Raw genomic sequence first — 25,191 nt, forward strand, 5'->3', positions numbered from 1 at the left:
ACCGGCGACGGATACACCGACCTCATCGGCCGGAAGTCTGACGGGACGTTGTGGTTGTACCCCAACAACATCGAACGCGACAACGGCATCCCGTACAGCACGGATGAGGCGTACCAGATCGGCAAGGGCTGGGGCGTCTTCGATCGGATCGTCGGGGCGGACGTCACCGGCGACGGCTACACCGACCTCATCGGCCGCAAAACCGACGGCACGCTGTGGCTCTACCCCAACAACATCGAACGCGACAACGGCATCCCGTACAGCACCGACGAGGCGTACCAGATCGGCAAGGGCTGGAGCAGCTTCGATCAGATCCTCTGACCGCACGATCAGTCGGCGCGCCCGATCTCGGCCGGGCGCGCCCCTGCGATGCGGATCTGCCGGAACTCAGCGCCCGGTGTGGTCGCGGAACCCGCGGCCGGCCTTGCGCCCGAGGTAGCCCGCCGTGACCAAGTGCTCCAGCAGCGGCGCCGGGGAGAAGCCGGGCTCCCGCAGCTCCAGGTACAGCTCCCGCTGGATCGCCAGCGCGACGTCCAGGCCGACCACGTCGAGCAGCTCGAACGGCCCCATCGGATAACCGCAGCCGAGCTTCATCGCGTAGTCGATGTCGTCAGCGGTGGCGTACGACGCCTCCAGCATCTTCACCGCATCGTTGAGGTACGGGAAGAGCAGCGCGTTCACGATGAAACCCGATCGGTCCTCGCAGCGTACGCCGTGCTTGCCGAGCCGGTCGCAGACCGCGAGCGCGGTCGCCTCGGTCGACGACGAGGTGCGGATGGTGCGGACCACCTCGACCAGTTTCATCGCCGGCGCGGGGTTGAAGAAGTGCAGGCCCACGACGTCGGCCGGGCGCTGGGTCGCCATCGCGCACTCGATGACCGGCAGGCTGGAGGTGGTCGTGGCGAGCACGACGCCGGGCTTGCAGATCTCGTCGAGGCTGGCGAACAAGGCCTTCTTGACGGTCAGCTCCTCGACGACCGCCTCCACCACCATGTCCACATCGGACAGGTGTTCCAGGTTGGTCGACCAGGTGACCCGGTTGAGGATCGCGTCGCGCTCCTCCTCCGTCAGCCGACCGCGGACGACCGACTTGTTCAGGTTGACCTTGAGCGCCTCGCACAGCTTCGCGGACTTCTCACCGCCCCGGGTCACGCTCGTGACCTCGAAACCGGCCTTTGTGAAGACCTCGATGATGCCGGTGGCCATGGTCCCGGACCCGACGACGCCCACGGTGCCGACCGCTCGCGCGCCCTCGACGCTGGTCCCCTCGGCCGGGGTCAGTTCATCCGCCACCACGACCGGAGAACCGGCCTTCTCGTACGTGTAGAACCCACGCCCGGACTTGCGGCCCAGCAGGCCCGCGGTCACCATCTGCTTCAGCAGGGGTGCGGGCGCGTGCCGGCGGTCGCGGCCGCCGCGCCGGTACATCGTGTCCAGGATTTCGTACGCCGTGTCGAGGCCGATCAGGTCCATCAGTGCGAGCGGGCCCATCGGCAGCCCACAGCCGAGCCGCATCGCCGCGTCGATGTCCTCCCGAGTGGCGTACCGGGCCTCCACCATGGCGACCGCGTGGTTGAGATAGCCGAACAGCAGGGCATTGGCGATGAATCCGGCCCGGTCGGCGATGGTCACGTCCACCTTGCCGAGCCGGGCGCACAGCGCCTCGACGTCGGCGACGACCTCGTCCGCAGTGACCACGGTCTTGATGACCTCGACCAGCTTCATCACCGGGGCGGGGTTGAAGAAGTGCACGCCGATGACCCGGTTCGGCCGGTGCGTGGCGACCGAGATCTCGGTGACGCTCAGCGAGCTGGTGTTGGTGGCGAGGATGGCCTCGGGCTTGCAGACCCGGTCCAGCTCGGCGAAGATCTTCTGTTTCAGGTCGAGGTGCTCGGGCACCGCCTCGATGACGAAGTCGACCTCGGCAAGAGCGCCCAGGCCGACCTGGAAGTCGACGCGGGCGAGCAGCGCGTCCCGGTCTTCGGCGGCTAGCTTGCCCTTGGCGACCGCGCGATCGGTCGACCCGGTCAGGTTGGCCCGGCCCCGGTCGAGGGCGCCGTCGGAGATCTCGACCGCGACCACGTTCAGCCCGTTGCGGGCGAAGACCTCGACGATGCCGGCGCCCATGGTGCCCAGTCCGACCACGCCGACCGTGTTGATCCCCACCATGACCTCCTCAACGAGCGTTCAAGTGCCCTGAGTCTGCCATGGCCCGCCGGACGCCTGATAGCGGAAGCAGGTGTGAGAAACATCGATCGTCAGGCCGCCGGGGTGAAGGTGATCCCCCGTCCCGACGTCAGCACCGCCTCGTTGTGGCAGTACTGCAGGGCGGCCGAACCGGTGCCGTTCTCCACGCCGACCGTGGCCGTCTGCCCGCGCTCGGCCGGGACTCCGGCGTCGAGGTCCTTGTACGCCACCGTGATCTTGCCCGACTTGTACAGCACCACCTCGAAGGTGACCCGAGCGCCGGGGGTGGAGAACAGCGCCATGTTCCGCCACTCGATGACGAAGCCGTCGGTGATGCTGGTGGTCAGGATCTTGGACGAGCCGTCGGCGATCAGGTCGTCCCAGAACGGATAAACGGCGTTGTTAGGCGTATTCGGGGCGGCGACCGACGGGATCACCCCGTGGTTCCACGACGGCCCCTGCGGCTGCGCGCCGAAGCTCAGTACGCCGTTGGTGTCGATCCACGCCGTCGAGTAGGTCGAGCCGTAGAACGGCATCGCGAAGGGCAACGTCACCGACTGGTACGCGTCGTCTCCCGTCAAGGTCGACGCCGTCGTCCCGGAAATGAAGGAGAAGTCCCCTTCGGCGCAGGAGTAACCCGTTCCCGGCGACGCCGCGAGCGCGAGGTTGGTCGTCGTTGTGGTCCCCGCGACGACGGCCGCAGACCCGCTACCGGTCAATCCGGCGCACCGGCCACCGGCTGCGGTCGCCGTGATCGCGTACCCCCCGGGGGCGGCCACGATAGTGTAGCGCCCGTTCGCGTCGGTGGTGGCGGAGTACGCCGTGTTCGTCAGCGAGACGATCGCGCCGGGTACGCCGACTCCGTTGTAGGAGACGACGCCCGTGACGGTGCCCGTCGACGTCTCGGGCGGAGCACCCGGCGGGGTGAACGTGATCGTCCGCCCGTCGATGAGCTTCGCCTGGTTCAGCGAGTACTGGAGGGCCACCGTGCCGGCGGCGTTCTCGATGCCGATCGTCGCGGTGGACCCCTCCTCGATCGTCGACGCCCCGATGCCGGTGTACGCCAGCGTGATCTTGCCGTCTTCGTTCAGCACGACCTTGAAACTCACCCGCGTCGCGGAGTCGGAGTAGAACCGGACGTTGCGCCACTCCACCGTGAACTGGCGGTGCGGCGCGCTGCCGCTGGTGGACGTGTAGACGCCCGAGCTCGAATCCACGATCAGGTCGTCCCAGAGCGGGTAGACCGCGGCGTTCGGAGTGTTCCAGGCGGGGGCCGACGGGATCGCCCCGTGGTTCCACGACGGACCCTGCGGTTGCGTACCGAAGCTCAGTACGCCGTTCGTGTCGATCCACGCCGTCGTGTAGGTCGAGCCGTAGAACGGCATCGCGAAGGGCAACGCCACCGACTCGTACGCGTCGTCACCGGACAGGTTCCGCAAAGTGGTGGCGCCGCTCCAACTGGCGGTGGACTCGGTGCAGAAGTAGCCGAAGGCGTCGGAGCAGGCGACCGGTACGCCGGTGAACGTCGCGGTGTAGGTGGCGGGCGTGTCGGGCGCTTCGATCACATGGGTGTTGCCGGACGCGTCGGACCAGCTCTGGAAGGAGTACTTGACGCCGAGGTTGGTCTGCGGCGTCGGTGCGCTCACGGTCAGCGTGGAACCCTTGATCACCGTACGCGTGAACGGCGTGACCTGCGTCGTCCCGCCCACAGTGAGGTTCAGCCCGGAGGGGGTGCTGGTGAACGTCAGGTCGACCGTCTGCGGGTCGAGCCGGCGTACCACGGTGTTGGTGAGCCCGGCGCTGTCGGTGACGGTGAGGGCGAGCTCCAAATAGGACGGATACTCGTGGTCGGGCGCGATGAACGAGCCGCTCGATCCGGTGCCGGTCTGCAACGGGTGCGTGTGGCAGCTGTCGATCGTGGCGCAGTGCTCCATCGTCAGCGACCACGACAGCGAACTTCCGGAGAGGTTGCCGTCCTGCGGATCGGTGCCGTGCCCGGAGAACGTGATCTGCTGCCCGGTGACCCAGGTCGTCCCGGCAGCCGGGGTGTCGATGACCGCGGTCGGAGCATCGTTGCCGACTTGAATGGTGACCGTCGCGGAGTTCGTCGCCCCGAGCGTGTCGGTCACCGTCAGCTTCGCGGTGTAAGTGCCGTTGGCCGTGTAGGTGAACGACGGCGCGGCGGCGGTGGAGTCGGTGCTGCCGTTGTTCGTGAAGTCCCAGGCGTAGGTGAGCCGGCCCTGGTCCGCCGGGTCGTTGTCGGTCGAGTTCGCGCCGTTGAAGGCGACTGTCAGCGGTGCTTTGCCGCTGGTCGGGGTGGCCTCGACGACCGCAGCCGGCGGCTGGTTGCCGGCGTAGTACCGGATGCGGCGTACCGTGCCGGTGTTGCCACCCGTCGTCGAACCGAGGTCCACGTAGTACAGCTCACCGCCCGGGCCGACGGCCAGGTCGACCGGCAGCGACACGTCCTTGGCGAAGAGCTCGATGTTCCCGGTGGCGGGCAGCCCGCCCGGCGAGGCCGGCTTCATCGCCCAGATGCAGTTGCGCGAGACGTCTGTGAAGAACAGGGCGCCGCCGTACGCCGCCGGATAGCTGCCACCGCTGGCCGGGTAGAAGGCGAGACCGGTGATCGCGTCGCCACCGGTGCTGCAGCCCTCGTTCGGCACGATGTCGTACGCATGGTTGTACGTGTAGTACGGCCCGACGGGGTTGGTCATCGAGTTGCAGATGGGCAGATCGGCGCTCATGTACGAAGAAGCCGCCGCGCCCTCGTAACAAGGCCAGCCGAAGTTGGTGGTCGTGGCGGTCGGGTTGACCACCCGGTTGATCTCCTCCCACGTCGACCAGCCGACGTCACCGGCCCAGATCTCGCTCGTGCCCGGCCGGAAGGTGAACCGGTACGAGTTCCGCATGCCGTTCGCGATGATGCGGCGGGTGTTGGGATCGGCCGACCCGATGTTCGGGTTGCCGGCGGCGGCCGCGCCCGTGGCGGGATCGAGCCGGAGGATGGTTCCGTCCAGTCCGGTGGAGTCACCGCTGGTCACGATGTCCTGCGCCCGGAGGGCGCCGCCCTCCTTGGCCGGGTCGCCACACGGGTTCGGGGCAGCGGTGGGCAGCTGGCCGTAGTCGGCCGCGTTGAAGCTCGCGCCGTCGCCCGCCGAGACGTACAGCTTGCCGTCCGGGCCGAAATGCAGGTCGCCGATGGAGTGGCTGGGGTACTGCTGGCACCAGTCGTTGATGAGCACCTGCTCCGAGCCGGGCACCATGGTGTTTCCGTTGGCCTGCAACCGGGAGAGGCGAGCCGAGACGATGCAGTAACCGCCGTTGGCGCCGTTCTTCGCGCCGGTGCACAGGTCGTCCCAAGTCGTGGTGCCGCCGAGCGGCTTGCCGTACGTGTAGAGCACATAGAGATAAGGGTTGCTGGGGAAGTCCGGCGGCATGGCGATGCCGAGCAGACCCCGGTCCCACTGGCTGTGCACCTCGGCCGACAGGTCAGCGAAGACGGTGGGGGTGGTGTCGGACAGGTCGTCGAAGACCTTGATGACGCCGGCCTTCTCGGTGACGAAGACGCGGCCGTCCGGGGCGAACTCGATGTTCGTGGGCTGTGCCAGCCCGCTGAACACGATCTGCTCCTGGAAGCCGGAGGGCAGCGACGCCGCCTGCGCGACGGAAGGCCCGCGTAACGGCGCGAACGCGGCCGCCACGAGCGCCGTCGCCACGGCAGCGCGAACGAACCGCCGGGCACGCGAAATCCCACCGAGCATCAAGACACACCCCTCCCCTGTGGAGGGAACGTTAGGGAGGGGGCGGCCCGGCCAAGCCGGACAGTCCGCTAGCTGACAGATCTTTTGACCGGTCGGTCAGGCCACAACTCGCCGATCGTCGCGTACGGCGTCGGCGACGGTCACTGCCGGCGACGGGCTCAACGTGATCGTGTAATGATTCGCGCCCGCCACCGCGTACTCCTCGATGCCCGGTAGCCAGCGGCTCGCGTACCCGTGGGGATAAAGCGGCGTGGGTCCCCCGAGCATGCCGCGTTCCGCGCGGAGGAAGACCCCGGGGACCGGCAAGGCCGCGGACCGCGCGGAGCTCGTGGCATAGATGTCCTGGGCGTCGCGGACCGCGGCCTCGAGCCGGCACTTGGTGACCAGCCCGCCGTCGGTCTCGACCACGTCGTAGTCGGCGTAGGCGGTCATGGCCGGGTTCCAGTCCGTCAGCGCGGGGTGCGATCGCCAGAGCGCGTCCACGGCCGCGCGGTCCGCGAAAGTCTGCGTGAGCCGCGCGAAGGCCGTGCCTACCGTCAGCTCGATCGCCGCCTTCAGGTCCGCTTCAGTCGCATCAACTGGTACGCCGGGCGGAAGCGGCAACGGCGCACCCCCGTCGACCAGGACCAACCGGCGAACGAGGTCGGGATGACGCCGAGCCGTCGCCACCGCGACGAACGCGCCCATCGAGTGCCCGACGAGCACCGCCGATTCCCCATACGCCCGGATGACCTCGGCGATGTCGTCGGCGTGCCGGTCGATCCCGTACGGCGGTGGCAGATCCCGGCTGTCTCCGCGCCCGCGCAAGTCGACCGCGACGAATCGGTGATCGCTCGCCAGCTGCTCGGCGACGAGCGTCCAGGCGAGATGGGACGAGGTGATCCCGTGCACCGCCACGACGAGCGGGCCCTCCTCACCCCAGCATCCGAGGGCGAGCTCGCCGCCCGTCACCGCCACGGTCGACCGCAGGTACGCCATCATGCGCGGGATGCTGCCACAGGCTCGGCGGCTTGACCATGGGTCCGGCCCACACCGGTTTAGGCTGACGCCATGCGTCATGTGGTGATCACCGGAACCAACCGCGGCCTGGGGCAGGCCCTCCTCGACCGGCTCGCGGCCGACGCCGGCACCCGGGTGCTGGCGCTGGCCCGATCGTTTCCCGCCGAGCAACTCGAGCACCCGCAGATCACCACCTGGCCGGGCGACCTGGCCGACCCGGCCAGCCTGCCCGACGCCGGCGAACTCGCGAAGTTCTTCGTCGGGGCGACGGAGACCGTGCTCATCCACAACGCGGCCGTCGTCGAGCCGATCGGCGAGATCGGCACGCTCGACCCCGACGAGCTGACCCGCGCGGTCGCCGTCAACCTCACCGCGCCGATGCTGCTCACCAACTCCGCCGTCGCCGCCCGGCCGCACGGCGTACCGCTGCGGGTGGTCTTCGTGTCTTCCGGTGCGGCTCACCACGTCATCAGCGGCTGGTCGGCGTACTCGGCGACCAAACGGGGCGGCGAGGAGTTCTTCACTCATTTGTCCGCTTCCTCCACCGCGGATGACTTGATCACGGCGGTCAGCGTCAACCCGGGCGTCATGGACACCGGTATGCAGGCCGAGATCCGCTCGGCCGACTTCGCCGAACGGCAGCGCTTCGTCGACCGCCACGCGCGCGGCGAGCTGCGCCCGCCCGCCGTCGTCGCCGCCGAGATCCTCGCCGCCGCCCTCCCCCGCCCCTCCTTTTCTCGCCGATCATGAACTAACAGGCATGATCGGCCGGCGTGTCGTGTCCCCCACGCCCTGATCAATCTCTTGACACCCTGATCAACGCCCAGCTCACTCCGAGTGAGTATCTTTCGCGTTACCGGCCGGTAGGACTAGACTTCGCGCCGTGACGGCTACCAGTGAAGGCTCCGCGCTCACGCAGGTTCCCGGCGCGAGCGGCATCGTCGACGGGCACCTCGTCTCGACGAGCCCCGCGACCGGTGAAGAGGTCGCGCGGTTCCCGGTCGCCGGGCCGGCGGACGTCGCGGCAGCGGTCGAACGCGCCCGCGCGGCGAGCGTCTGGTGGGAGCGGCTCGGGTACGCCGAACGCAAGCGTCGTCTCCTGCGTTTCCGCAGCCTGATGACCCAGCGGATGGACGACCTGGCCGCCGTGATGACCGCCGAGGGCGGCAAGCCCAGGATCGACGCCACGATGGAGATCTTCGTGACCGTCGAGCACATCGCGTGGGCGGCCAAGCACGCCCGCAAGGTGCTCGGCCCGCGCCGCGTCGGCACTTCGCTGCTGCAACCGGAGTACTCGGGTCGCCTGGAGTACCGGCCCTACGGCGTCGTCGGCGTCATCGGCCCGTGGAACTATCCGCTGTTCACCCCGATGGGGTCGATCGCGTACGCCCTCGCGGCCGGCAACGCGGTGGTCTTCAAGCCGAGCGAGTACACCCCGGCGGTCGGCCAGTGGTATGTGGACCTCTTCAACGAGGTCGTCCCCGAGCACCCCGTACTGCAGATCGTGCACGGACTCGGGGACGTGGGTGCCAACCTGTGCCGCTCCGGCGTCGACAAGCTGGCCTTCACCGGCTCCACCGCGACGGGCAAGAAGGTCATGGCGGCCTGCGCCGAGAATCTCACTCCCGTCCTCGTGGAGTGCGGCGGCAAGGACGCGCTGCTGGTCGACGCGGACGCCGACGTACGCGCAGCCGCCGACGCGGCGCTGTGGGGCGCGATGACCAACGCCGGGCAGTCCTGTGTGGGCATCGAGCGCGTCTACGTACACGAGAAGGTCTACGACGAGTTCCTGCGAATCCTCGTGGCCGACGCCGAGAAGCTGAGCTTCGGCGACGACCCGAAGCAGGACATCGGTCCGATCACCATGCCGGGGCAACGCGAGACGATTCGGCGGCACATCGATGCCGCGCTCGCCGACGGCGGCCGCGCCCTGCTCGGTGGCCCCGACTCCGTACGCGGTCCGGTGGCCCGCCCGACCATCCTGGTCGACGTGCCGGAGTCGAACCCGGCGGTCTGCGAGGAGACGTTCGGCCCGACGATGACGGTCGCGAAGGTCGCGTCGATGGACGAGGCAGTCACGAAGGCCAATGCGACGCCGTACGCGCTCGGCGGTGCGGTCTTCTCCCGGCGGCACGGGGTGGCGCTGGCTCGGCGACTGCGCGCCGGCATGGTGGCGGTCAACTCGACCTTCGCCTTCGCCGTACTCCCCGAACTGCCGTTCGGCGGGGTGGGCCAGTCCGGCTTCGGCCGCATTCACGGTCAGGACGGGTTGCGCGAGTTCGCCCGGGCTTCGTCGATCGCCAAGCGCCGGCTGCCCAGCGTCGTTCCGCTGCTGACCTATCGGCATACCGAGAAGAGCGTCGCGCTGGCACAGCGGATCGTGCGGCTGATGCACGGCCGCTCCCGCTGAGCGGCGGCGTACCAGCTGCTAGAACAGCGTCAGCTCGTCCTTCACGAAGCCGCGCAGCCGGTCGTAGTCGACGACGACGCACCGGATGCCGCGGTCCTCGGCGAGGACGCGTGCCTGTGGCTTGATCTCTTGGGCGGCGAAGATCCCGGCTACCGGGGCGAGCAGCGGGTCCCGGTTCATCAGCTCCAGATACCGGGTGAGCTGCTCGACGCCGTCGATCTCGCCCCGCCGCTTGATCTCGACGGCGACGTGCGCGCCCTCGCCGTCCCGGCAGAGCAGGTCGACCGGGCCGATCGCGGTCATGTGCTCACGGCGTACGAGGGAGTAGCCCAGCCCGAAGGTCTCGGGCTGATCGGCGAGCAGCTGCTGCAGGTGCGCCTCGACGCCGTCCTTCTGCAGGCCGGGGTCCACGCCCAGCTCGTGCGAGCTGTCGCTGAGGACCTCCTCAAGGGTGATCCGGAGTTCCTCGCCCGCCTTGTTCACCACGCGCCAGACACCTTCGCCGACCGTCAGCTTGCACGGCGGGCTCATCCAGTTCAACGGCTTGTACGCGCGATCGTCGGCGTGGATCGAGACCGAGCCGTCGGCCTTCACCATGATCAACCGAGTGGCACTCGGCAGGTGTGCCGCGAGTCGTCCGACATAGTCCACTGAACACCGAGCAATCACCAATCGCACGAAGCGAGCCTAACGTCTCCCGATTCGGCGCTGCGTCGCGCACGCCAGCCTCAGCGCAAGATCGTCGGCGGGCGCTCGGCCTGCAAGATCGTCGGCTTCCGACGATCAATGCACGAATACGCCCACGAATGTCGGCTTCCGACGATCAAGGAAGCCGGAACGCTCAAGACTGTCGGCTTCCGACGATCATGGTCCGGAGCGGCATCCGGGCGGGAGTGGATTCCGCCTGGCATCCTGAAACCGTGCTTGAAGCGCTCACCGGGACAGGTCTGGCCGGAGCGGCCGGGCTCAACGCCTACATCCCGCTCCTGGCCATCGGCCTGCTCGACCGCTACACCAACGTGATCACCCTGCCGGACAGCTGGAAGTGGCTGAGCAACGGCTGGGTCCTGATCATTCTGGGCATCCTGCTCGCCGTCGAGCTGGTGGCCGACAAGATCCCGCTGGTGGACCACGCCAACGACGTCATTCAGACGGTCGTCCGGCCGACTGCGGGCGGGCTCGCGTTCACCGCCGGTTCGACGTCCGAGACGGTCACGGTGACCGATCCGGCGAGCTTCTTCGAGTCCAAGCAATGGGTTCCGATGCTGATCGGCATCGTCCTGGCCGGCGCGGTCCACCTGACGAAGGCCGCGGCCAGACCGGTGATCAACACGTTCACGCTCGGCATCGGTACGCCCGTCGTGTCGACCGCCGAGGATGCCACCAGCGCCACCCTCTCGGTGGTCGCGATCATCATCCCGGTCCTGGTGATCGTGTTCATCGGCTTCTTCATCTGGCTCATGTGGTGGGTGATCACCCGGCGCCGACGGCGGGCGCGAGCCCGGGCTGCGGCCGGAGCAACGCAGTACACGCAGTAACCGCTGCTCCGGGCGTACGTTGATCTCGATGTGCGTACGCGTTTTGCCGCTTTTGTGACTATTGCCCTGGCCGTGCTGGCCCTCCCGGAGGCGGCGTACGCCGCTGCCAACGGCGAGTACGCCGACTGGACCCGAACCGGTGGCACCGGAGCCTGGCAGGCGACCGGTACGCCCGCAGCCGGATTCCCGGTCGCGGACGTCACCTCGAACGCCTCCTCGGTGACGGTGCCCTCCGGAGCGTCGACGTTCCTGGGCCCGCAGACGCCGCCGGGGCAGGTCTACGGCAGCTCGCAGGGGCAGACGTACCTGAACGTCAGCACCGCGAAGGGGTTCGACACCTCGACGACGACGATGACGTTCGACGCCGCGACTCCAGCGAAGAACTGGGCCTTCGTCATCGGCGACTTGGACGCCGACTCCCTGACGATCACCGGCACCGACGCGAACGGCGACCCGATCTCCCCCGCCGATCTGGGGTTCGAGGGCACCTTCAACTACTGCGCGTACTCGCCCAAGCCGTCCGGCTGCACCGGGCCGGGCCCGTTCACCGACGTGCCGACCTGGTCGGCCGACACCGCCACGCTCGTCGGCAACACGCTCGACACGTTCGGCGCGGCGGCCTGGTTCCAGCCGACCGTCGCCGTCAAGACGCTGACCTTCCGGTTCTCCCGGATCATCGGAGCGCCGATCTTCCAGCTGTGGCTCGCGGCCAAGGCCGTCCCGGTGATGATTCCGGTCAAGGGGACCACCGAGGACTGCCCGGCCACCATCGAACTCGACAACGCCGAAGGCATCCCGGTCCTGGACATCGTCGGTAAGCCGGTCACAGCGACCACGGACGCGAACGGGACGGCTACCTTTCCGGCGGTGACGGACGGCAGCTATCAGCTGCACATGCTGAAGTCCGAGTGCGGCAAGACGGTGAAGGACCCGTACTACCCGATCGTCGTCGACACGAGCAAAGGACCGGTCAAGGTTCCGGCCGGCATCTTCGCGATCAACGTCCCGCAGCTGGCGGACACCGGTCAGCACACCGCGCGTCTCCTCGCGGCCGGAGCGATCATCCTGCTCTCCGGCGCGGTGCTGCTGATCGCCGGCCGCCGCCGGACCCGCTGAACCAGCCGCCGGACCCGAGCCGGAAGCCGACCCGGTACCAACGCTTGCCGCGATTCGTTGAGCTTCATGAATCGGCGTGTCGCCGTTCCGCAACGCCGGAGTCGCGCGGAATACTTAACGGACAAAATGGTGTAAAACTGCACGTAACCACCCTCTGGAGGTGCCGTGGCGAGCGTCGCGGAGGTCAAGGCGGCCATCGACGCCGCCATGCTGCACGTCCAGGAGAGCCAGGACGCCGTCCGGGCCGCCAACGATCGGCTCGGCGAGGCTCAGCTCAGCCTGGCGGTAGCGGTCGAGGGCTCCGGCCACGACAACGTCACCGCCGCCCAGGCCGCCCTGGCTCAGGCGGCAAGCGAGCTCGAGGAATGCCTCACCGCCACTCTGACCGCGGTCGACCAGGCCCAGACGTATGTAGCGGGGTTGTGATGAGTCTCGTCCAGGATCTCGCCGACCAGCTCCGGGTCGTCCGGGAGGATCTGCCCATCGCCGAGGTGAGCGCGGCCGCCGAACGGCTGCGGATGGCCGGTGGGCTGCTCGCCTGGGTCATGCACGCCACCGGCGACCCGCAACGCGTACCGCAGTTGGGCGGGGCGGCCGACCGTCTGGAATCCGCCGCCGGCTTGATGCGCTCGGCCCATGACGCGCTCGACGCGTACGCGCTGGCTCTGGGCCTGGCGGCCGACTCGGTGGGAACGACGCAGTCCTGGGGCGCGGCGGCTCCGGTCGTTCCGGCGCAGACCCGCACGACGGACGCGCCGCTCAGCGACTGGTGGGCCGAGCGGGTCCGCGTCCTGGCCGGTCGCGATGCACTCGACGACTTGATCACTTCCGCCGCCACCGACGACCCGGCGGAGACCAGCACGGAACTGTTGCGCCGGTGCGTGTCCGCGACGCTCGACGAGCGCCCGGCCAAGCTGCATCGCGAGCTGGGATCGGCCGGTCCGGCCGTGGGTCTGGGCCTCGCGGCGGTCGCGCCGCCCCTGCTCCGGCACCTCGCGGCCGAGCTGGTCGGTCACCCTCCGCGTCTCGAGGATTTGGCGAGGGTACGCCGAGCGGCCCTGGTCCACACGGGACTGCTGCCGGAGCTGCCCCCGGAGGCGGCCGAGGAGATCGTCGCCCGGGTCTGTCACGCGACCCCCCAGCGCCGAGGTGAGGGCTCCCCGACGCATCCGGTCGACGCCGCGGCGGCAGCGGTGCTGATCACCGCCGGTCTGCTGGCCGCCACCGGCCGGGGTGCGAGCGAACTGCACGCCGTCGTCGAGGAGGAACAGCGCCGCCGGAACGCCGCGGCCGACTCGACGATGCGCCGAGCCCTGCGAGTGGGAGATCCGTCGCGGCGCCGCAGCGCGGTCGACGCGCTCGCCGACGAGACGCCGGTCGGTGGTGCCTCCTGATTTCCCGCGGGGACCACTAGTCTCCGCAGTACGCCGGGAGCTCGCCGCCGCGCGGGCGGCTGCCCGCTCGGCTCTGATCGCGGCCACTGTCGCGCACGCCGAGGCTCAGGCGCAGCGGGATGCGGTAGCCGGGCGGAGCCCGGAGCGCCATCGAGCACTGGCGGCCGAACGAGACGCCCTGATCCAAGCGGCTGACGAGAAGCTGCGCCGGGAGACGGCGACGGTGACCGAGGCGCTCTCGGCGCTCGCGGGATCGGCCGCGCCCGGGGCGGCCGGGGAGACCTGGCCCGCCTGGTCGGCTACGCCATCGTCGCCTGGACCGGGGTTGCTGCGCGCCGGCGTCATCGACCACGATCCGCCGCTCCCCGCTCTGCTGCCGTTGCTCGACTCGGCTCATCTGGCCCTGGACGGGCCCGATCCGGCCACGTTGGACGGTGTCATCGCCGGGTTGCTGCTCCGGATGCTCGGCTCGGTCCCGGCCGGCGGCGTACGCCTCTGGATCTACGATCCGGGTCGCCTGGGTGGTGCGCTCGCCGGATTCGCCCCGCTCGCCGCCGCGGAGGTCACCAGCTACGTCGGCCCCGGCGGGCTGTCGGCCACTCTCGACGAGCTGGCCGCCCAGATCCAGCGCATCAACGAGACCGTCCTCGCCGGAGAACATCCCAGCGTCGCGGCAGCGGCTCGCGTACTCGGCCGGCGCCCGGAGCCCTGGCGGGTGCTGGTGCTGCTCGCCGACTCCACCGACCTGTCCAGCGCTCAGCAGGCGCAGCTGGATCGGGTCGTACGCTCCGGCGTGGCGGCCGGCGTCCACGTGATCAGCCGCGGACTTCCGCTGCCCACGCGGGAGGACGTGCAGACCGTGTCCGTCCTGGACGGGTGGGCTGCGCGTACCAGTCTCACGGGCGAGCTGACCGTCCTGCTCGATCCGCCTCCCCCGGCCGAGCTGGTCACCGGCTTCGCCAAGGAGATGGCGGCCGGACCGCCACCGGCCACAGTGGACTCCCTGCTCCCGGCCGAGTTCTGGACCGAGTCCTCCGCTCGCGAGCTGCGCGCGCCCATCGGCGAGGGCACTGAAGGCGAGCTGGTGGAGCTGACGCTGGGCGACGACCCGCCACACGCGCTCATCGGCGGCCCGTCCGGCTCCGGCAAGACCAATCTGCTCTACTGCTGGCTCGCCGGACTCACCACTCGTTACTCCGCCGAGGAACTCGAGCTCCACCTGCTCGATTTCAAGGAAGGCGTCTCCTTCTCGCGGTTCGCTCCCTCGCCGCGCGATCCCAGCTGGCTTCCACAGGTACGCCTCGTCGGCGTGAACATCAACTCCGACCGTGAGTTCGGGCTGGCCTTGTTGCGTCACTTGGCCGCCGAGCTGAAGCGCCGGGCGACCGCCGCCAAGCAGCACGAGGCGACCAAACTGGCCGAGCTGCGAGCCGAGGACCCGGAGGGGCACTGGCCACGGATCGTGGCCGTCATCGACGAGTTCCAAGTCCTGCTCGGCGAACGGGACGCGGTCACCACCGAAGCCGTCGCGTTGCTGGAAGACCTCGCCCGCCGGGGCCGTTCGCAGGGCATCCACCTCGTCCTGGCCAGCCAGGACGTTACCGGCATCGAAGCACTCTGGGGCCGTTCCGCGCTCGTCGCCCAGTTCACGCTGCGGATCGCGTTGCCGAAAGCGCGCCGCATCCTGAGCGAGACGAACCTCGCCGCCGAACTGATCCCCCGGCATCACGCCGTGGTCAACGCCGACTCCGGAGCCGTCGGGGCGAACCAGATCGTCAAGCTCCCCGACGCCGGTGACCGTACGCGCTGGCAGGAGATCCAGACCCAGTTCTGGACGATGACCGACGGGCTGCTCGACCCGCCGCGCCTGTTCGACGGCGAAGCGGTGCCCACCTTCCCGGTGCTGCCGAGCACACCGCCCGACTTCGCCAAGGACGGCGCGGTCGCCCTGCTCGGGGAGACCATCGACGTCGCCCGGCGCCCGGCCACCCTCCGGCTGACCCGCAGTCCCGGGCGCAACCTGGCCGTCCTCGGCACGCGTACGCCGGAAGCCTGCGCGATCCTCACCTCCGCCGGGCGTACGCTGGCCCGCCAGCACGAACCGGGTACCGCGGACTTCTTCGTCGTCTGCCTCGACCCGGACGCCGAACCCGCCGCCAAGGCGCTCGCCGTCGAACTGCCCGGCTGCGCCTGGCACGACGAGGACAGTCTGGTGCCGATGCTGGCCGAGCTGGCCCGGCTCGACACGGATCGGCCTCGCTACGTCTTCGCCTTCGCCGTGGACGCGGCCACCCAGACGCTCGCCGCGAAACCGGGGCCGGGCGAACCGACCGGGCACGACCTGCTGCGCACTCTTCTGCAGCGGGGCCCCGAGCGGCGTACGCACCTGCTCGGCTGGTGGCGCTCGGTTCCCCGGCTGCGCGACGACCTCGGTGGCATCGCCGCCCGGTTGGACTCCATCGGCGCGTGGATCGCGTTGGACGTCCACGGCCAGGAGCTCGCCCCGCTGTCGGCGCAGCCCGGCGGGCCCGCCTGGTATCCCCGGCCGCACCGGGGACTGTTCTTCGACCGGGCGACCCACCGCGCCCCGGAGATCCTCATCCCGTACGAGGTGGCCCTGTGAGCGCAGCGGAATACCGGTCGCTGGTGGCCGAACTCGTCGCCGCGACCCGCCGTCGGGACGTCGCCGTCACTGCCGCTACGCAGTCCTACTTGGACGGTGTCGCCGTCGTCGACCAGGATCTGACCGCCGCCAGCCGCATCCACGTCGCCTGCGCCGAAGTCGTCGCGTCGCGTGAGTCGGCCGTCGCCGACGTCGACCGCCAAGCCGACCGGATCTGGGCCGAACTGCTGGCGGGCCATCGTTGGCGCGCTCGCCGGGCAGGCCCGCTACCGGCCCCCGCCGTAGGCCCGAACCCGGGCGACCCGGCGGCGCTCATCGCTTCCGCCGCCGCCCGCGTCGCCCGCTCCCGCCGCGGCGCCGAAGCGCTGCCGCTCCCGCTCCTGCTCTCGCTCGCCCTCATCGGCGGGTTCGCCGCCGTCGCCGTCGGCCTGCTCGCCGGCGGCGTCGGCGTGCTCCCCTGGCTCAGCTGGCCGCTGTTCATGTTCGCCCCGTTCGCCGGGATCCCCTTCGCCGCCCGGTGGGTCGACTACTGGGCCGCCACTCGGCTCGACACCGGCGCCATCGGACTCACCGTTCTTGGCGGGATGCTCGCTACCTGTTCTGTCGCTGTTTTCCGCTGACGCGGTGGGTTGGCTGCGGCTTCGCTCGGCGCGGGGTTGGAAGAGCACACCGAAGAGGGTGAGGGCTGGGCTTCGCGAGTCGGTGTTTTGTCCGATTTCCATGATCAGCGGAAGATTCGCGGTGCCATGACCCCACTTTTTCTCCATTGATCATGGGAATCGGACAAAACGCAAGCAGCGAAGCCCCGCACCCACCCTCTCCGGTGCGCTCTTCAAGAGCCCGACTCACGAATAACCGCCACCAAATCGGACATGATGTCGGAGAGAGCAAAATCCTTGGGAGTGAACACGCGAGCCGCGCCAGCGGCGAGCAGCACGGACACGTCGGCAGAAGGAATGATGCCGCCGACGACCACCGGCACAGTGGAACCGGCGTCCCGGAGACCGGAGAGGACGAGAGGAACCAGCGAAAGGTGCGATCCGGAAAGGACGGAGAGTCCGACGAGGTCGACGTCCTCGGCGACGGCAGCGGCGACGATCTGCGCCGGGGTCAGCCGGATGCCCTGGTAGACGACTTCGAAGCCGGCGTCGCGGGCGCGTACGGCGATCTGCTCGGCGCCGTTGGAGTGGCCGTCGAGTCCGGGTTTGCCGACGAGGAACCGCGGCGGGTGGCCTAGTTCGGCGGCCAGTTCTTGCACCTGGGCGCGGACGGAGGTGCCGGACGCGGACGGGGATACGCCCGACAGCCCGGTCGGCGCGCGGTACTCGCCGAACACGGCTCGCAGCGCTGCGGCCCACTCTCCCGTGGTCACCCCTGTGCGTACACATTGAAGCGTCGCGGGCATGAGATTCGCGGACGTCGCCGCATCCGCGCGGAGCTGGTCGAGGGCTTCGCGGACCGCGTCGGGCGACCGCATGGCGCGCCACTCCGCGACCGCCGACGCGGCCTGTTCCTCGACGCGGGGATCGATCTGCTCGATGGCCTGCGCGCCCGCGGCGGTGAGCGGCGACGGCTCGGTTTCGGTGAAGCGATTGACGCCGATCACGACGTCCTCACCGGACTCCATGCGCCCGCGCTTGGCCGCGAGCGACGCGACCAGCGCGCTCTTGAGATAGCCCGATTCGACCGCCGCGACCACGCCACCGAGGTCGAGAATCTGCTCCAGTTCGGTGCGCGCACCGGTGACGATGCCGTCCACCAGCGCCTCGACCACGTGCGAGCCTTCGAAGAGGTCGGGATACTCCAGCAGGTCGGACTCGAAGGCGAGAACCTGCTGCATGCGCAGGCTCCACTGCTGGTCCCACGGCCGCGGCAGGCCGAGCGCCTCGTTCCACGCGGGCAGCTGCACGGCCCGCGCCCGCGCGTCGCGCGAAAGCGTCACGCCCAGCATCTCCAGGACGATGCGCTGCACGTTGTTCTCGGGCTGCGCCTCGGTCAATCCCAGTGAATTCACTTGTACGCCGTACCGGAACCGTCGTTGCCGCGCGTCGGTGACGCCGTATCGTTCCCGGGTTATGCCGTCCCAGAGGCGGCCGAACGCCCGCATCTTCGCCATCTCCTCGACGAACCGGACGCCGGCGTTGACGAAGAAGGAGATGCGCTGGACGACGTCGCCCATCCGCTCGGGCGCGACCTGGCCGCTGTCGCGGACGGCGTCGAGGACGGCGACCGCCGTGGCCATCGCGAAGCCGACCTCCTGGACCGGGGTCGCGCCCGCTTCCTGGAGGTGGTAGCTGCAGATGTTGACCGGGTTCCACTGTGGAGTGTTCTGCACCGTCCACGCGATCATGTCGGTGGTCAGCCGCAGCGACGGGCCGGGCGGGAAGATGTAGGTGCCCCGGGAGAGGTACTCCTTGATCAGGTCGTTCTGCGTCGTCCCGGCCAGTTTCTCGACCGGCGCACCCTGCTCCTGCGCCACCGCGACGTAAAGGGCCAGCAGCCACATCGCTGTCGCGTTGATGGTCATCGACGTGTTCGCCTGACCCAGGTCGATGCCGTCGAAGAGCACCCGGGCGTCGCCGAGATGGGCGATCGGCACCCCGACCCGGCCCACCTCCCCGGCGGCGAGCTCGTGATCCGGGTCGTACCCCGTCTGCGTGGGCAGGTCGAACGCGACGCTCAGCCCCGTCTGCCCCTTCGCCAGGTTCCGGCGGAACAGCGCATTCGTCGCCGCCGCGCTGGAGTGGCCGGCGTACGTGCGCATCACCCAGGGCCGATCCCGCTCGGGGAGTTTGCCCTCGACGCTCTCCATGTTCGGAGTCTAAATGACCGTTAAGTAACTTGGGCCGGTGAAAAACCTCACCCGGGGTCTGTGCCGCGACCCACTCGGCACGGAGTTCTAGAGTGACCCGGTGACTTCCGATCTGGCGATCTCCGTCTCAGGGCTGCGCAAGTCCTACCCAGATAAGACCGCCGTCGACGGACTCGACCTGACGGTCGCCCGAGGCGAGATCTTCGCCCTCCTCGGGCCGAACGGCGCAGGGAAGACGACGACGGTCGAGATCCTCGAAGGCTTCCGTACGCGAGACGCCGGAACGGTCGACGTCCTCGGCGTCGATCCGGCCGACGCGCCGTTGTCATGGCGTACGCGGGTGGGGGTCGTGCTGCAGGGCACCGGTGAGTTCGACGAGCTCAAGGTCGGCGAGGTCGTACGCCACTTCGCCCGGTTCTATCCGGAACCCGCCGATCCGGTGTCGGTCATCGAGCAGGTCGGGCTGGCCGACAAGGCCGACGCGCGTACGCACACCCTGTCGGGCGGCCAGAAGCGCCGCCTCGACGTCGCACTCGGCATCGTCAACCGCCCCGAGTTGCTTTTCCTCGACGAGCCGACGACCGGTTTCGACCCGGCCGCCCGCCGCGAGTTCTGGGAGCTGATCCGCGGGCTGCGGGAGAGCGGGACGACGATCCTGCTCACCACGCACTACCTGGAGGAAGCCGAGGAACTCGCCGACCGCGTCGGGGTGATCGCCGCCGGTCGCATGCTCGAAGTCGCTACTCCGGCTTCGCTCGGCGGTCGCAACACCGCCTCGGCCACTGTCACCTGGCGCGCACCCGACGGTTCGCTGGGCTCCGAACGGACGGACTCGCCGACGGCGGTGGTCCAGCGGCTATCCGCGGAGTTCGGCGGCGAGGTGCCCGAACTGGTGGTGCACCGGCCGACCCTGGAGGACGTCTACCTGAAGATGATCGGAGCGCAGTCATGACGTCTTTGGCGCTGGCTCAGGGGCAGATCGAGATCAAGCAGTTCGTGCGTACGCGCGAATCCCTGGTCTTCACCCTCGTGTTCCCCGCGATCATCCTGCTGATCTTCGGGGCGATCTTCTCCGGTGACATCAACGGCATCTCGTTCAAGCAGTATTTCGCGGCGGGCATGATCGCCTCGGGCCTGATGTCGTCCGGCTTCCAGAACCTGGCCATCATGATCCCGATCGAACGGGATCGCGGGGTCCTGAAGCGCTACCGCAGTACGCCGATGCCGAAGTGGGTGTTCTTCGCCGGGAAGATCATCCAGGTCGGCGTCATCGGCTTCTTCGCGACGGCGATCCTGCTGGTCATCGGCATGTTCTACGGTCTCAACCCGCCGTCGAGTGCGGCGAAGTGGTTCACCCTCGTCTGGGTGTGGGCGCTCGGATTGACCGCCTGCACGCTGCTGGGCATCGCCTTCTCGGCGGCTGCGCGTACGGGGCGGAGCGGGCCGGCCGTCGTCACCCCGATCGCACTGATCCTGCAGTTCATCTCCGGGGTGTTCTTCCCGTTCACCGAGCTGCCCCACTGGATGCAGCAGATCGCCGCGATCTTCCCGCTCAAGTGGATGTGCCAGGGTATGCGCGCAGCATTCCTGCCGGACTCGTTCGCCGCCTCGGAACCGGCCGGTTCGTTCGAGCTGGGCAAGGTCGCCCTGATCCTGGGCGTGTGGTGTGTCGTCGGGCTGCTCGCGAGCCTGCGGTTCTTCCGGTGGACCACCAAGCGCGACGGCTGACCCGGGCTCGCTTCATGGAACGCCGGATCAGGGTTCTGGGGCGAATCTTGGCTCAAGATTCGACCGGGGTCCGTGATCCGGCGCGTCTCGGCCGGGTCATCTCAGCCGACGAGGCGGCGGGCCCGGTCGAGTGCGTCGGCGAAGACCAGTACGCGAATCCGCCCGTCGACGCCGGTCGTCAGCGTCGACCGGATCCCCGCCGTGGCCAGATGCTCCCGGACGAGGTCGGCGTCCACCCGATCGCGGCAGCTCGCGACCGGCACGAGCAGGCCGTAGTCGTCGGGGCGGGACGGCACCGGTGGGCGAGCCGCCTCGGCCTCCTGCCGGTGAAGGGCCCGGTGCAGCAGCAAAGCCAGGAAGCCGGTGACCATCAGGGCGACTACCGGACCGATCACATAAGGGCCGTCCAGCGCGAGCATGGCCACAGTCTGCCACTGTCTGGTCGCTCTCCGCATCAGATCGCGAGAACGGCTCTTATTCACCTTTTTTGTCCGATTCTGCTTCTGGCTGAGCGCTCGTTAAGGTGGGGCCATGACGAAGAAGCTGACGGTCATCGGCGCCGGGCTGATGGGCTCCGGCATCGCGCAGGTGGCAGCCCAGGCCGGGTGGGACGTGACCCTGCGCGACCTGGACACCGCCGCCACCACGCGGGGCCTGGACGGAATCAAGAAGTCCCTGGAGAAGTTCGCCGCCAAGGGCACGATCACCGCTGACGACGCCGCCGGAGCGCTGGCGCGGATCACTCCGACGACCGAGCTCGACGCGGCCGCCGACGCCGACATCGTGGTGGAGGCGGTGTTCGAGTCGATCGAGGTCAAGCAGGAGGTCTTCCGGGCGCTCGACGCGATCTGCAAGGACACAACCGTGCTCGCGACCAACACGAGCGCCATCCCGATCACGCAGATCGCCGCGGTGACCTCGCGACCGGAGTCGGTCGTGGGTACGCACTTCTTCTCCCCGGTCCCCATGATGAAGCTGTGTGAGCTGGTCCGGGGCCTGAAGACCACCGACGAGACGCTGGACGCCGCCCGCAGCTTCGCCGAGGAGGTCGGCAAGACCTGCATCGTGGTGAACCGGGACGTCGCCGGGTTCGTGACCACCCGCCTGATCGCAGCGCTCGTCGTGGAGGCGGTGAAGCTCGTCGAGAACGGCGTCGTCTCCCCCGAGGACCTCGACATCGCCTGCAAGCTCGGCTTCGGCCACGCCATGGGCCCGCTGGCCACGACCGACCTGACCGGCGTCGACATCCTCGCCCACGCCGCCCGCAACATCTACACCGAGACGGCCGACCCGAAGTTCTTCCCGCCCGAGCTGCTGCAACGCATGGTGGCCGCAGGAGACCTCGGCCGCAAGACGGGCAAGGGCTTCTACACCTACTGAGCCGTCAGCCGAACGGGCCGGCTCTCCGACGGGTCGGCCCACCGGTCGTTCGGGATCAACGGATACCATCCCGGCCGCCCCGGATCCCGGTCGTACGCGTACCCGCCGAGTTCTCTGTAGAGCTCGGCGTACTCGGCGACCTTGGCGCGGTCGAGGGTGACGCCCAGACCCGGTCCGGCCGGAACCGCAATCGAGCCATCCTGATAGGACATCAGTCCGCCGGTGATGACGTCGTCGCGCAGATGGTGATAGTGCGCGTCCGCGGCGTACGCGAGATTCGGCAGCACCGCGCCGAGATGCAGCATCGTCGCGAGCTGAATGCCGAGTTCTCCTGAGGAGTGCACAGCCACGCCCAGCTGGAAGGTCTCGCAGACGCCCGCCGCCTTGACGCAGGGCCGGATGCCGCCCCAGAACGTCGTGTCCAGGAGGATCACGTCGACTGCGGGATCTCGGACGTTGGTCGCGAGCTGCTCGAAGTTGATCACGACCGTGTTGGTGGCGAGCGGCAGGCCGAGATCGCGTAGCTGCCGCATCCCGTTGAGTCCCCAGGTCGGATCCTCGAAGTAGTCGTTGGGCAGGTCGGCGATCGCCCGGCCGAACCGGCGCGCCTCACCGACGGAGAGCGCTGCGTTCGGGTCGTAGCGCAGCCGGTCGCCGGGAACCGCAGCGGCCAGCGCCCGATAGCACTCCAGCTCGTAGTCGGGGTGGAACACGCCGCCCTTGAGCTTGTGCACGGTGAATCCGTGCCGCTGCTTCAGTTCCACCGCCGCCGCGGCCACCTGTTCCGGCGTACGCACCTCGCCCTCACCGGCCGAGTCGGCGTACCGGAAGAAGAGGTAGGAGGCGAACGGCACGCGGTCGCGCAGCTTGCCGCCGAGCAGATCGTGCACCGGTACGCCCAACTGCTGCCCCACCAGGTCGAGGCAGGCGAACTCGATCGCGGCGTGCAGCTGGGTGCGGTTGTTGTAGAGGCTGGCCGTCGGGTTGGTGATGGCGAAGCGCAGCGCCTCCAACTGAACCGGGTCGTGCCCGCGCAAATAGTCGTTGAGGCTACGGATCGCCGCCTCGGCGCTCTCCCCGCCCCCGCCGAGTTCACCCAGCCCGATGAGCCCGTTGTCCGCCTCGACTTCGACGATCGTACGCACGAAGCGACCCCAGTGGGCACCGTTCGAGTGCCGCAACGGAGCCTGCAACGGCACCGTCACGGTGGTGGCCCGGATGTCGGCGATCTTCACGCCAGTGATCCGATCACCCGGGCCGTACACCGTCAAGCGGTCGGGAAGCTGTACTCGGGGTCGGCCGGAGCCTCCAGCCGCTCAGCCGTGACACCGAGCGAACGCAGGTCGCCGACGAAATCCGGGTAACCGCGATCGATGTGGTGCGCGTGGCGTACCGTCGTGGGCCCGTCGGTGCAAAGACCCGCGATGACCAGGCCCGCACCCGCACGGATGTCGGTCGCGCGGACCTCGGCCGAGGACAGCAGTGGACGGCCCCGGACCACCGCGTGGTGGCCGTCGGTCTTGATCTCCGCGCCGAGCCGGACCATCTCCTGCACGAACATGAAGCGCCCGTCGAAGATGTTCTCCGTGATCATCGAGACGCCGTCGGAGACGGCGGCCAGGCCGATGGCCATCGGGAGCAGGTCGGTCGCGAAGCCCGGGTAGGGCAGGGTGACCACGTCGACCGCGCGCGGACGCTGATCCATCTGTACGCGCAGCGCGTCGGGCCGGGTCTCGACGAGCCCGCCGGCTTGAGCGATCTTGTCCAGCGCGATGTCGAGGAAGTGCGGGTCGATGCCGGTGACGGTGACGTCCCCCTGAGTCATCGCCGCGCCGAACGCCCAGGTGCCGGCCACGATCCGGTCGCCGACGGTGGCGTGTCGGACGGGCTGGAGGGCGTCGACGCCTTCGATCGTGAGCTTGGACGTGCCCGCGCCGTCGATGCGCGCGCCCATCTCGGTGAGCATCCGGCAGATGTCGACGATCTCCGGCTCCCGGGCGGCGTTGTCGATCTCCGTGACGCCCTTGGCGAGCACCGCCGCCATCAGGAGGTTCTCGGTCGCGCCGACACTCGGGAAGTCGAGCCAGATCTCCGCCCCACGGAGACCGAACGGCGCCTCGGCCAGCACGAACCCGTGCTCGCTGCCGATCTCGGCACCCATCCGGGCCAGCCCGCCGACGTGCATGTCCAGTCCCCGCGAGCCGATCGCGTCGCCGCCGGGGTGGGCCACCCGCGCCTTGCCACACCGGGCCAGCAGCGGCCCTAGTACGCAGATCGACGCCCGCAGCCGCCGGACCAGGTCATAGTCCGCCTCGTGATGCAACTTCGCCGGTACGCCGATCTCGACCGTGCCACTGCCGTCATCGGCGGTGTCGAACCGGACGTCGGCCCCGAGCCGGCGCAGCACCTCGCCCATGAGCGCGATGTCGGTGATCCGGGGGACGTTGGTGACCGCGCTGCCGCCCTCGGCGAGCAGGGCGGCCGCCATCAGTTTGAGAGCGGAGTTCTTCGCGCCGACGACGCCGACGGTGCCGGTCAGTCGGGCCGGTCCGGCGACTCTGATCACGTCCACATCCGTCATCGTAGGCAGGCTGCTGCCGTTACCCCAGCCGTCGTCGGCAGGCCGCGTGAGTACGCTGCTGTGCATGGCCGTTCACCTCACCCGCATCTACACCAAGACCGGCGACGCCGGTACCACCGCGCTCGGCAACGGCGAGCGGGTGGCGAAGACCGATCCACGGATCGGCGCGTACGCCGATGTGGATGAGTGCAACGCCGCGTTGGGCGTGGCGCTGGCTTTGGGCGAACTGCCCGAAGACGTGCGCGTTGTGCTCACCTTAGTCCAGAACGATCTGTTCGATGTGGGCGCAGACCTGTGCAACCCGATCACCCCCGATCCGAAGTACCCGCCGCTGCGTGTAACCGCCGACTATGTCACCCGCCTGGAGGGCTGGTGCGACGAGTTCAACGCGCGGCTGGCGAAACTGGATTCGTTCGTGCTGCCGGGAGGTACGCCGGGCGCGGCACTGCTGCACGTCGCGCGTACGGTGGCCCGGCGCGCAGAGCGGGCGACGTTCACCCTGCTGGAGGCCGACCCGGAGCGGACCTCCTCGCTCGCCGCGCAGTACCTCAACCGGCTCTCCGATCTGCTGTTCATCCTGTCTCGGGTGGCGAACGCCGACGGCGCGGGCGATGTGAAGTGGGTCCCGGGCGGGTCCCGCTGACCTGCCATCCCTGCGG

Annotated in this window: 20 protein-coding genes and 1 pseudogene; 13 read left to right on the top strand and 8 right to left on the bottom strand. The window is 69.2% G+C overall.

The genetic code is table 11. From position 1 onward, the window contains the following. Positions 1-321, top strand: a pseudogene (locus HOV77_RS31095) (hypothetical protein); the annotation flags it as partial. Positions 322-387: 66 nt separating this feature from the next. Here the strand turns inward: HOV77_RS31095 and HOV77_RS31100 are convergent. The 3 genes from HOV77_RS31100 to HOV77_RS31110 form a co-directional block, all read right to left on the bottom strand. Further along, positions 388-2,169, bottom strand: a complete 1,782-nt coding sequence (locus HOV77_RS31100; RefSeq protein WP_290868722.1) for a 3-hydroxybutyryl-CoA dehydrogenase — start codon at positions 2,167-2,169, stop codon at positions 388-390. Between the two features lie 89 nt (positions 2,170-2,258). After that, positions 2,259-5,951 (bottom strand): PQQ-dependent sugar dehydrogenase, encoded by a 3,693-nt coding sequence (locus HOV77_RS31105; protein WP_290868725.1) that lies wholly within the window; start codon positions 5,949-5,951, stop codon positions 2,259-2,261. Between the two features lie 96 nt (positions 5,952-6,047). Then, a complete protein-coding gene (locus HOV77_RS31110; RefSeq protein WP_290868728.1) occupies positions 6,048-6,932 on the bottom strand; it encodes an alpha/beta hydrolase in 885 nt (294 codons plus the stop codon). A gap of 69 nt (positions 6,933-7,001) precedes the next feature. On the opposite strand from HOV77_RS31110, the gene HOV77_RS31115 reads away from it, so the two are divergent. Together HOV77_RS31115 and HOV77_RS31120 are read left to right on the top strand one after the other, a co-directional pair. Further along, positions 7,002-7,700: an SDR family NAD(P)-dependent oxidoreductase gene (locus HOV77_RS31115; RefSeq protein WP_290868731.1), complete on the top strand. Its 699-nt coding sequence runs from the start codon at positions 7,002-7,004 to the stop codon at positions 7,698-7,700. Between the two features lie 133 nt (positions 7,701-7,833). Further along, positions 7,834-9,360, top strand: coding sequence for an aldehyde dehydrogenase family protein (locus HOV77_RS31120; RefSeq protein WP_290868734.1), 1,527 nt, complete (start codon positions 7,834-7,836; stop codon positions 9,358-9,360). An 18-nt stretch (positions 9,361-9,378) separates the two neighbouring features. On the opposite strand, the gene nucS is transcribed toward HOV77_RS31120, so the two are convergent. Then, on the bottom strand, positions 9,379-10,038 hold the full coding sequence (nucS, locus tag HOV77_RS31125) for an endonuclease NucS (protein ID WP_290868738.1): 660 nt from the start codon (positions 10,036-10,038) through the stop codon (positions 9,379-9,381). 242 nt (positions 10,039-10,280) lie between these two features. Here nucS and HOV77_RS31130 point away from each other — a divergent pair, with 242 nt between their 5' ends. The 6 genes from HOV77_RS31130 (at position 10,281) to HOV77_RS31155 (ending at position 16,651) form a co-directional block, all read left to right on the top strand. Then, complete coding sequence (locus HOV77_RS31130) at positions 10,281-10,898, top strand: DUF4126 domain-containing protein (protein WP_290868740.1); 618 nt, start codon at positions 10,281-10,283, stop codon at positions 10,896-10,898. A 54-nt stretch (positions 10,899-10,952) separates the two neighbouring features. Beyond that, positions 10,953-12,014, top strand: a complete 1,062-nt coding sequence (locus HOV77_RS31135; protein WP_290868743.1) for a hypothetical protein — start codon at positions 10,953-10,955, stop codon at positions 12,012-12,014. A gap of 165 nt (positions 12,015-12,179) precedes the next feature. Beyond that, complete coding sequence (locus tag HOV77_RS31140; protein WP_290868745.1) at positions 12,180-12,440, top strand: hypothetical protein; 261 nt, start codon at positions 12,180-12,182, stop codon at positions 12,438-12,440. Then, positions 12,440-13,408 (top strand): hypothetical protein, encoded by a 969-nt coding sequence (locus HOV77_RS31145; RefSeq protein WP_290868747.1) that lies wholly within the window; start codon positions 12,440-12,442, stop codon positions 13,406-13,408. The genes HOV77_RS31140 and HOV77_RS31145 overlap by 1 nt, the downstream gene beginning before the upstream one ends. Next, positions 13,395-16,031, top strand: coding sequence for an FtsK/SpoIIIE domain-containing protein (locus HOV77_RS31150; protein ID WP_290868751.1), 2,637 nt, complete (start codon positions 13,395-13,397; stop codon positions 16,029-16,031). Before HOV77_RS31145 ends, HOV77_RS31150 begins: the two co-directional genes overlap by 14 nt. Beyond that, positions 16,028-16,651 carry a hypothetical protein gene (locus HOV77_RS31155; protein WP_290868754.1) on the top strand — a complete coding sequence of 208 codons (624 nt, stop codon included), beginning with the start codon at positions 16,028-16,030 and terminating at the stop codon, positions 16,649-16,651. The genes HOV77_RS31150 and HOV77_RS31155 overlap by 4 nt, the downstream gene beginning before the upstream one ends. A 212-nt stretch (positions 16,652-16,863) precedes the next feature. On the opposite strand, the gene HOV77_RS31160 is transcribed toward HOV77_RS31155, so the two are convergent. Continuing rightward, positions 16,864-18,843: a protein meaA gene (locus tag HOV77_RS31160; protein WP_290868757.1), complete on the bottom strand. Its 1,980-nt coding sequence runs from the start codon at positions 18,841-18,843 to the stop codon at positions 16,864-16,866. Between the two features lie 100 nt (positions 18,844-18,943). Here HOV77_RS31160 and HOV77_RS31165 point away from each other — a divergent pair, with 100 nt between their 5' ends. Together HOV77_RS31165 and HOV77_RS31170 are read left to right on the top strand one after the other, a co-directional pair. Further along, positions 18,944-19,795 (top strand): ABC transporter ATP-binding protein, encoded by an 852-nt coding sequence (locus HOV77_RS31165; protein WP_290868760.1) that lies wholly within the window; start codon positions 18,944-18,946, stop codon positions 19,793-19,795. Beyond that, positions 19,792-20,571 carry an ABC transporter permease gene (locus tag HOV77_RS31170; RefSeq protein WP_363261284.1) on the top strand — a complete coding sequence of 260 codons (780 nt, stop codon included), beginning with the start codon at positions 19,792-19,794 and terminating at the stop codon, positions 20,569-20,571. Before HOV77_RS31165 ends, HOV77_RS31170 begins: the two co-directional genes overlap by 4 nt. A gap of 101 nt (positions 20,572-20,672) precedes the next feature. Here HOV77_RS31170 and HOV77_RS31175 read toward each other — a convergent pair whose 3' ends face one another. After that, entirely contained in the window at positions 20,673-20,990 is a 318-nt protein-coding gene (locus tag HOV77_RS31175) for a hypothetical protein (protein WP_290868762.1), read from the bottom strand. Between the two features lie 112 nt (positions 20,991-21,102). Here HOV77_RS31175 and HOV77_RS31180 point away from each other — a divergent pair, with 112 nt between their 5' ends. After that, positions 21,103-21,951 (top strand): 3-hydroxyacyl-CoA dehydrogenase family protein, encoded by an 849-nt coding sequence (locus HOV77_RS31180; protein ID WP_290868766.1) that lies wholly within the window; start codon positions 21,103-21,105, stop codon positions 21,949-21,951. On the opposite strand, the gene HOV77_RS31185 is transcribed toward HOV77_RS31180, so the two are convergent. Continuing rightward, complete coding sequence (locus tag HOV77_RS31185) at positions 21,945-23,186, bottom strand: enolase C-terminal domain-like protein (RefSeq protein ID WP_290868769.1); 1,242 nt, start codon at positions 23,184-23,186, stop codon at positions 21,945-21,947. The genes HOV77_RS31180 and HOV77_RS31185 overlap by 7 nt on opposite strands. A gap of 32 nt (positions 23,187-23,218) precedes the next feature. After that, the gene (gene murA / locus HOV77_RS31190) at positions 23,219-24,532 is read right to left on the bottom strand and encodes a UDP-N-acetylglucosamine 1-carboxyvinyltransferase (RefSeq protein ID WP_290868837.1); all 1,314 of its coding nucleotides are present in this window, start codon (positions 24,530-24,532) and stop codon (positions 23,219-23,221) included. A gap of 64 nt (positions 24,533-24,596) precedes the next feature. Here murA and HOV77_RS31195 point away from each other — a divergent pair, with 64 nt between their 5' ends. Next, the gene (locus HOV77_RS31195; protein ID WP_290868771.1) at positions 24,597-25,175 is read left to right on the top strand and encodes a cob(I)yrinic acid a,c-diamide adenosyltransferase; all 579 of its coding nucleotides are present in this window, start codon (positions 24,597-24,599) and stop codon (positions 25,173-25,175) included. Positions 25,176-25,191 lie beyond the last annotated feature (16 nt).

This window comes from Hamadaea sp. (assembly GCF_013362815.1).
GTDB lineage: Bacteria > Actinomycetota > Actinomycetes > Mycobacteriales > Micromonosporaceae > Hamadaea.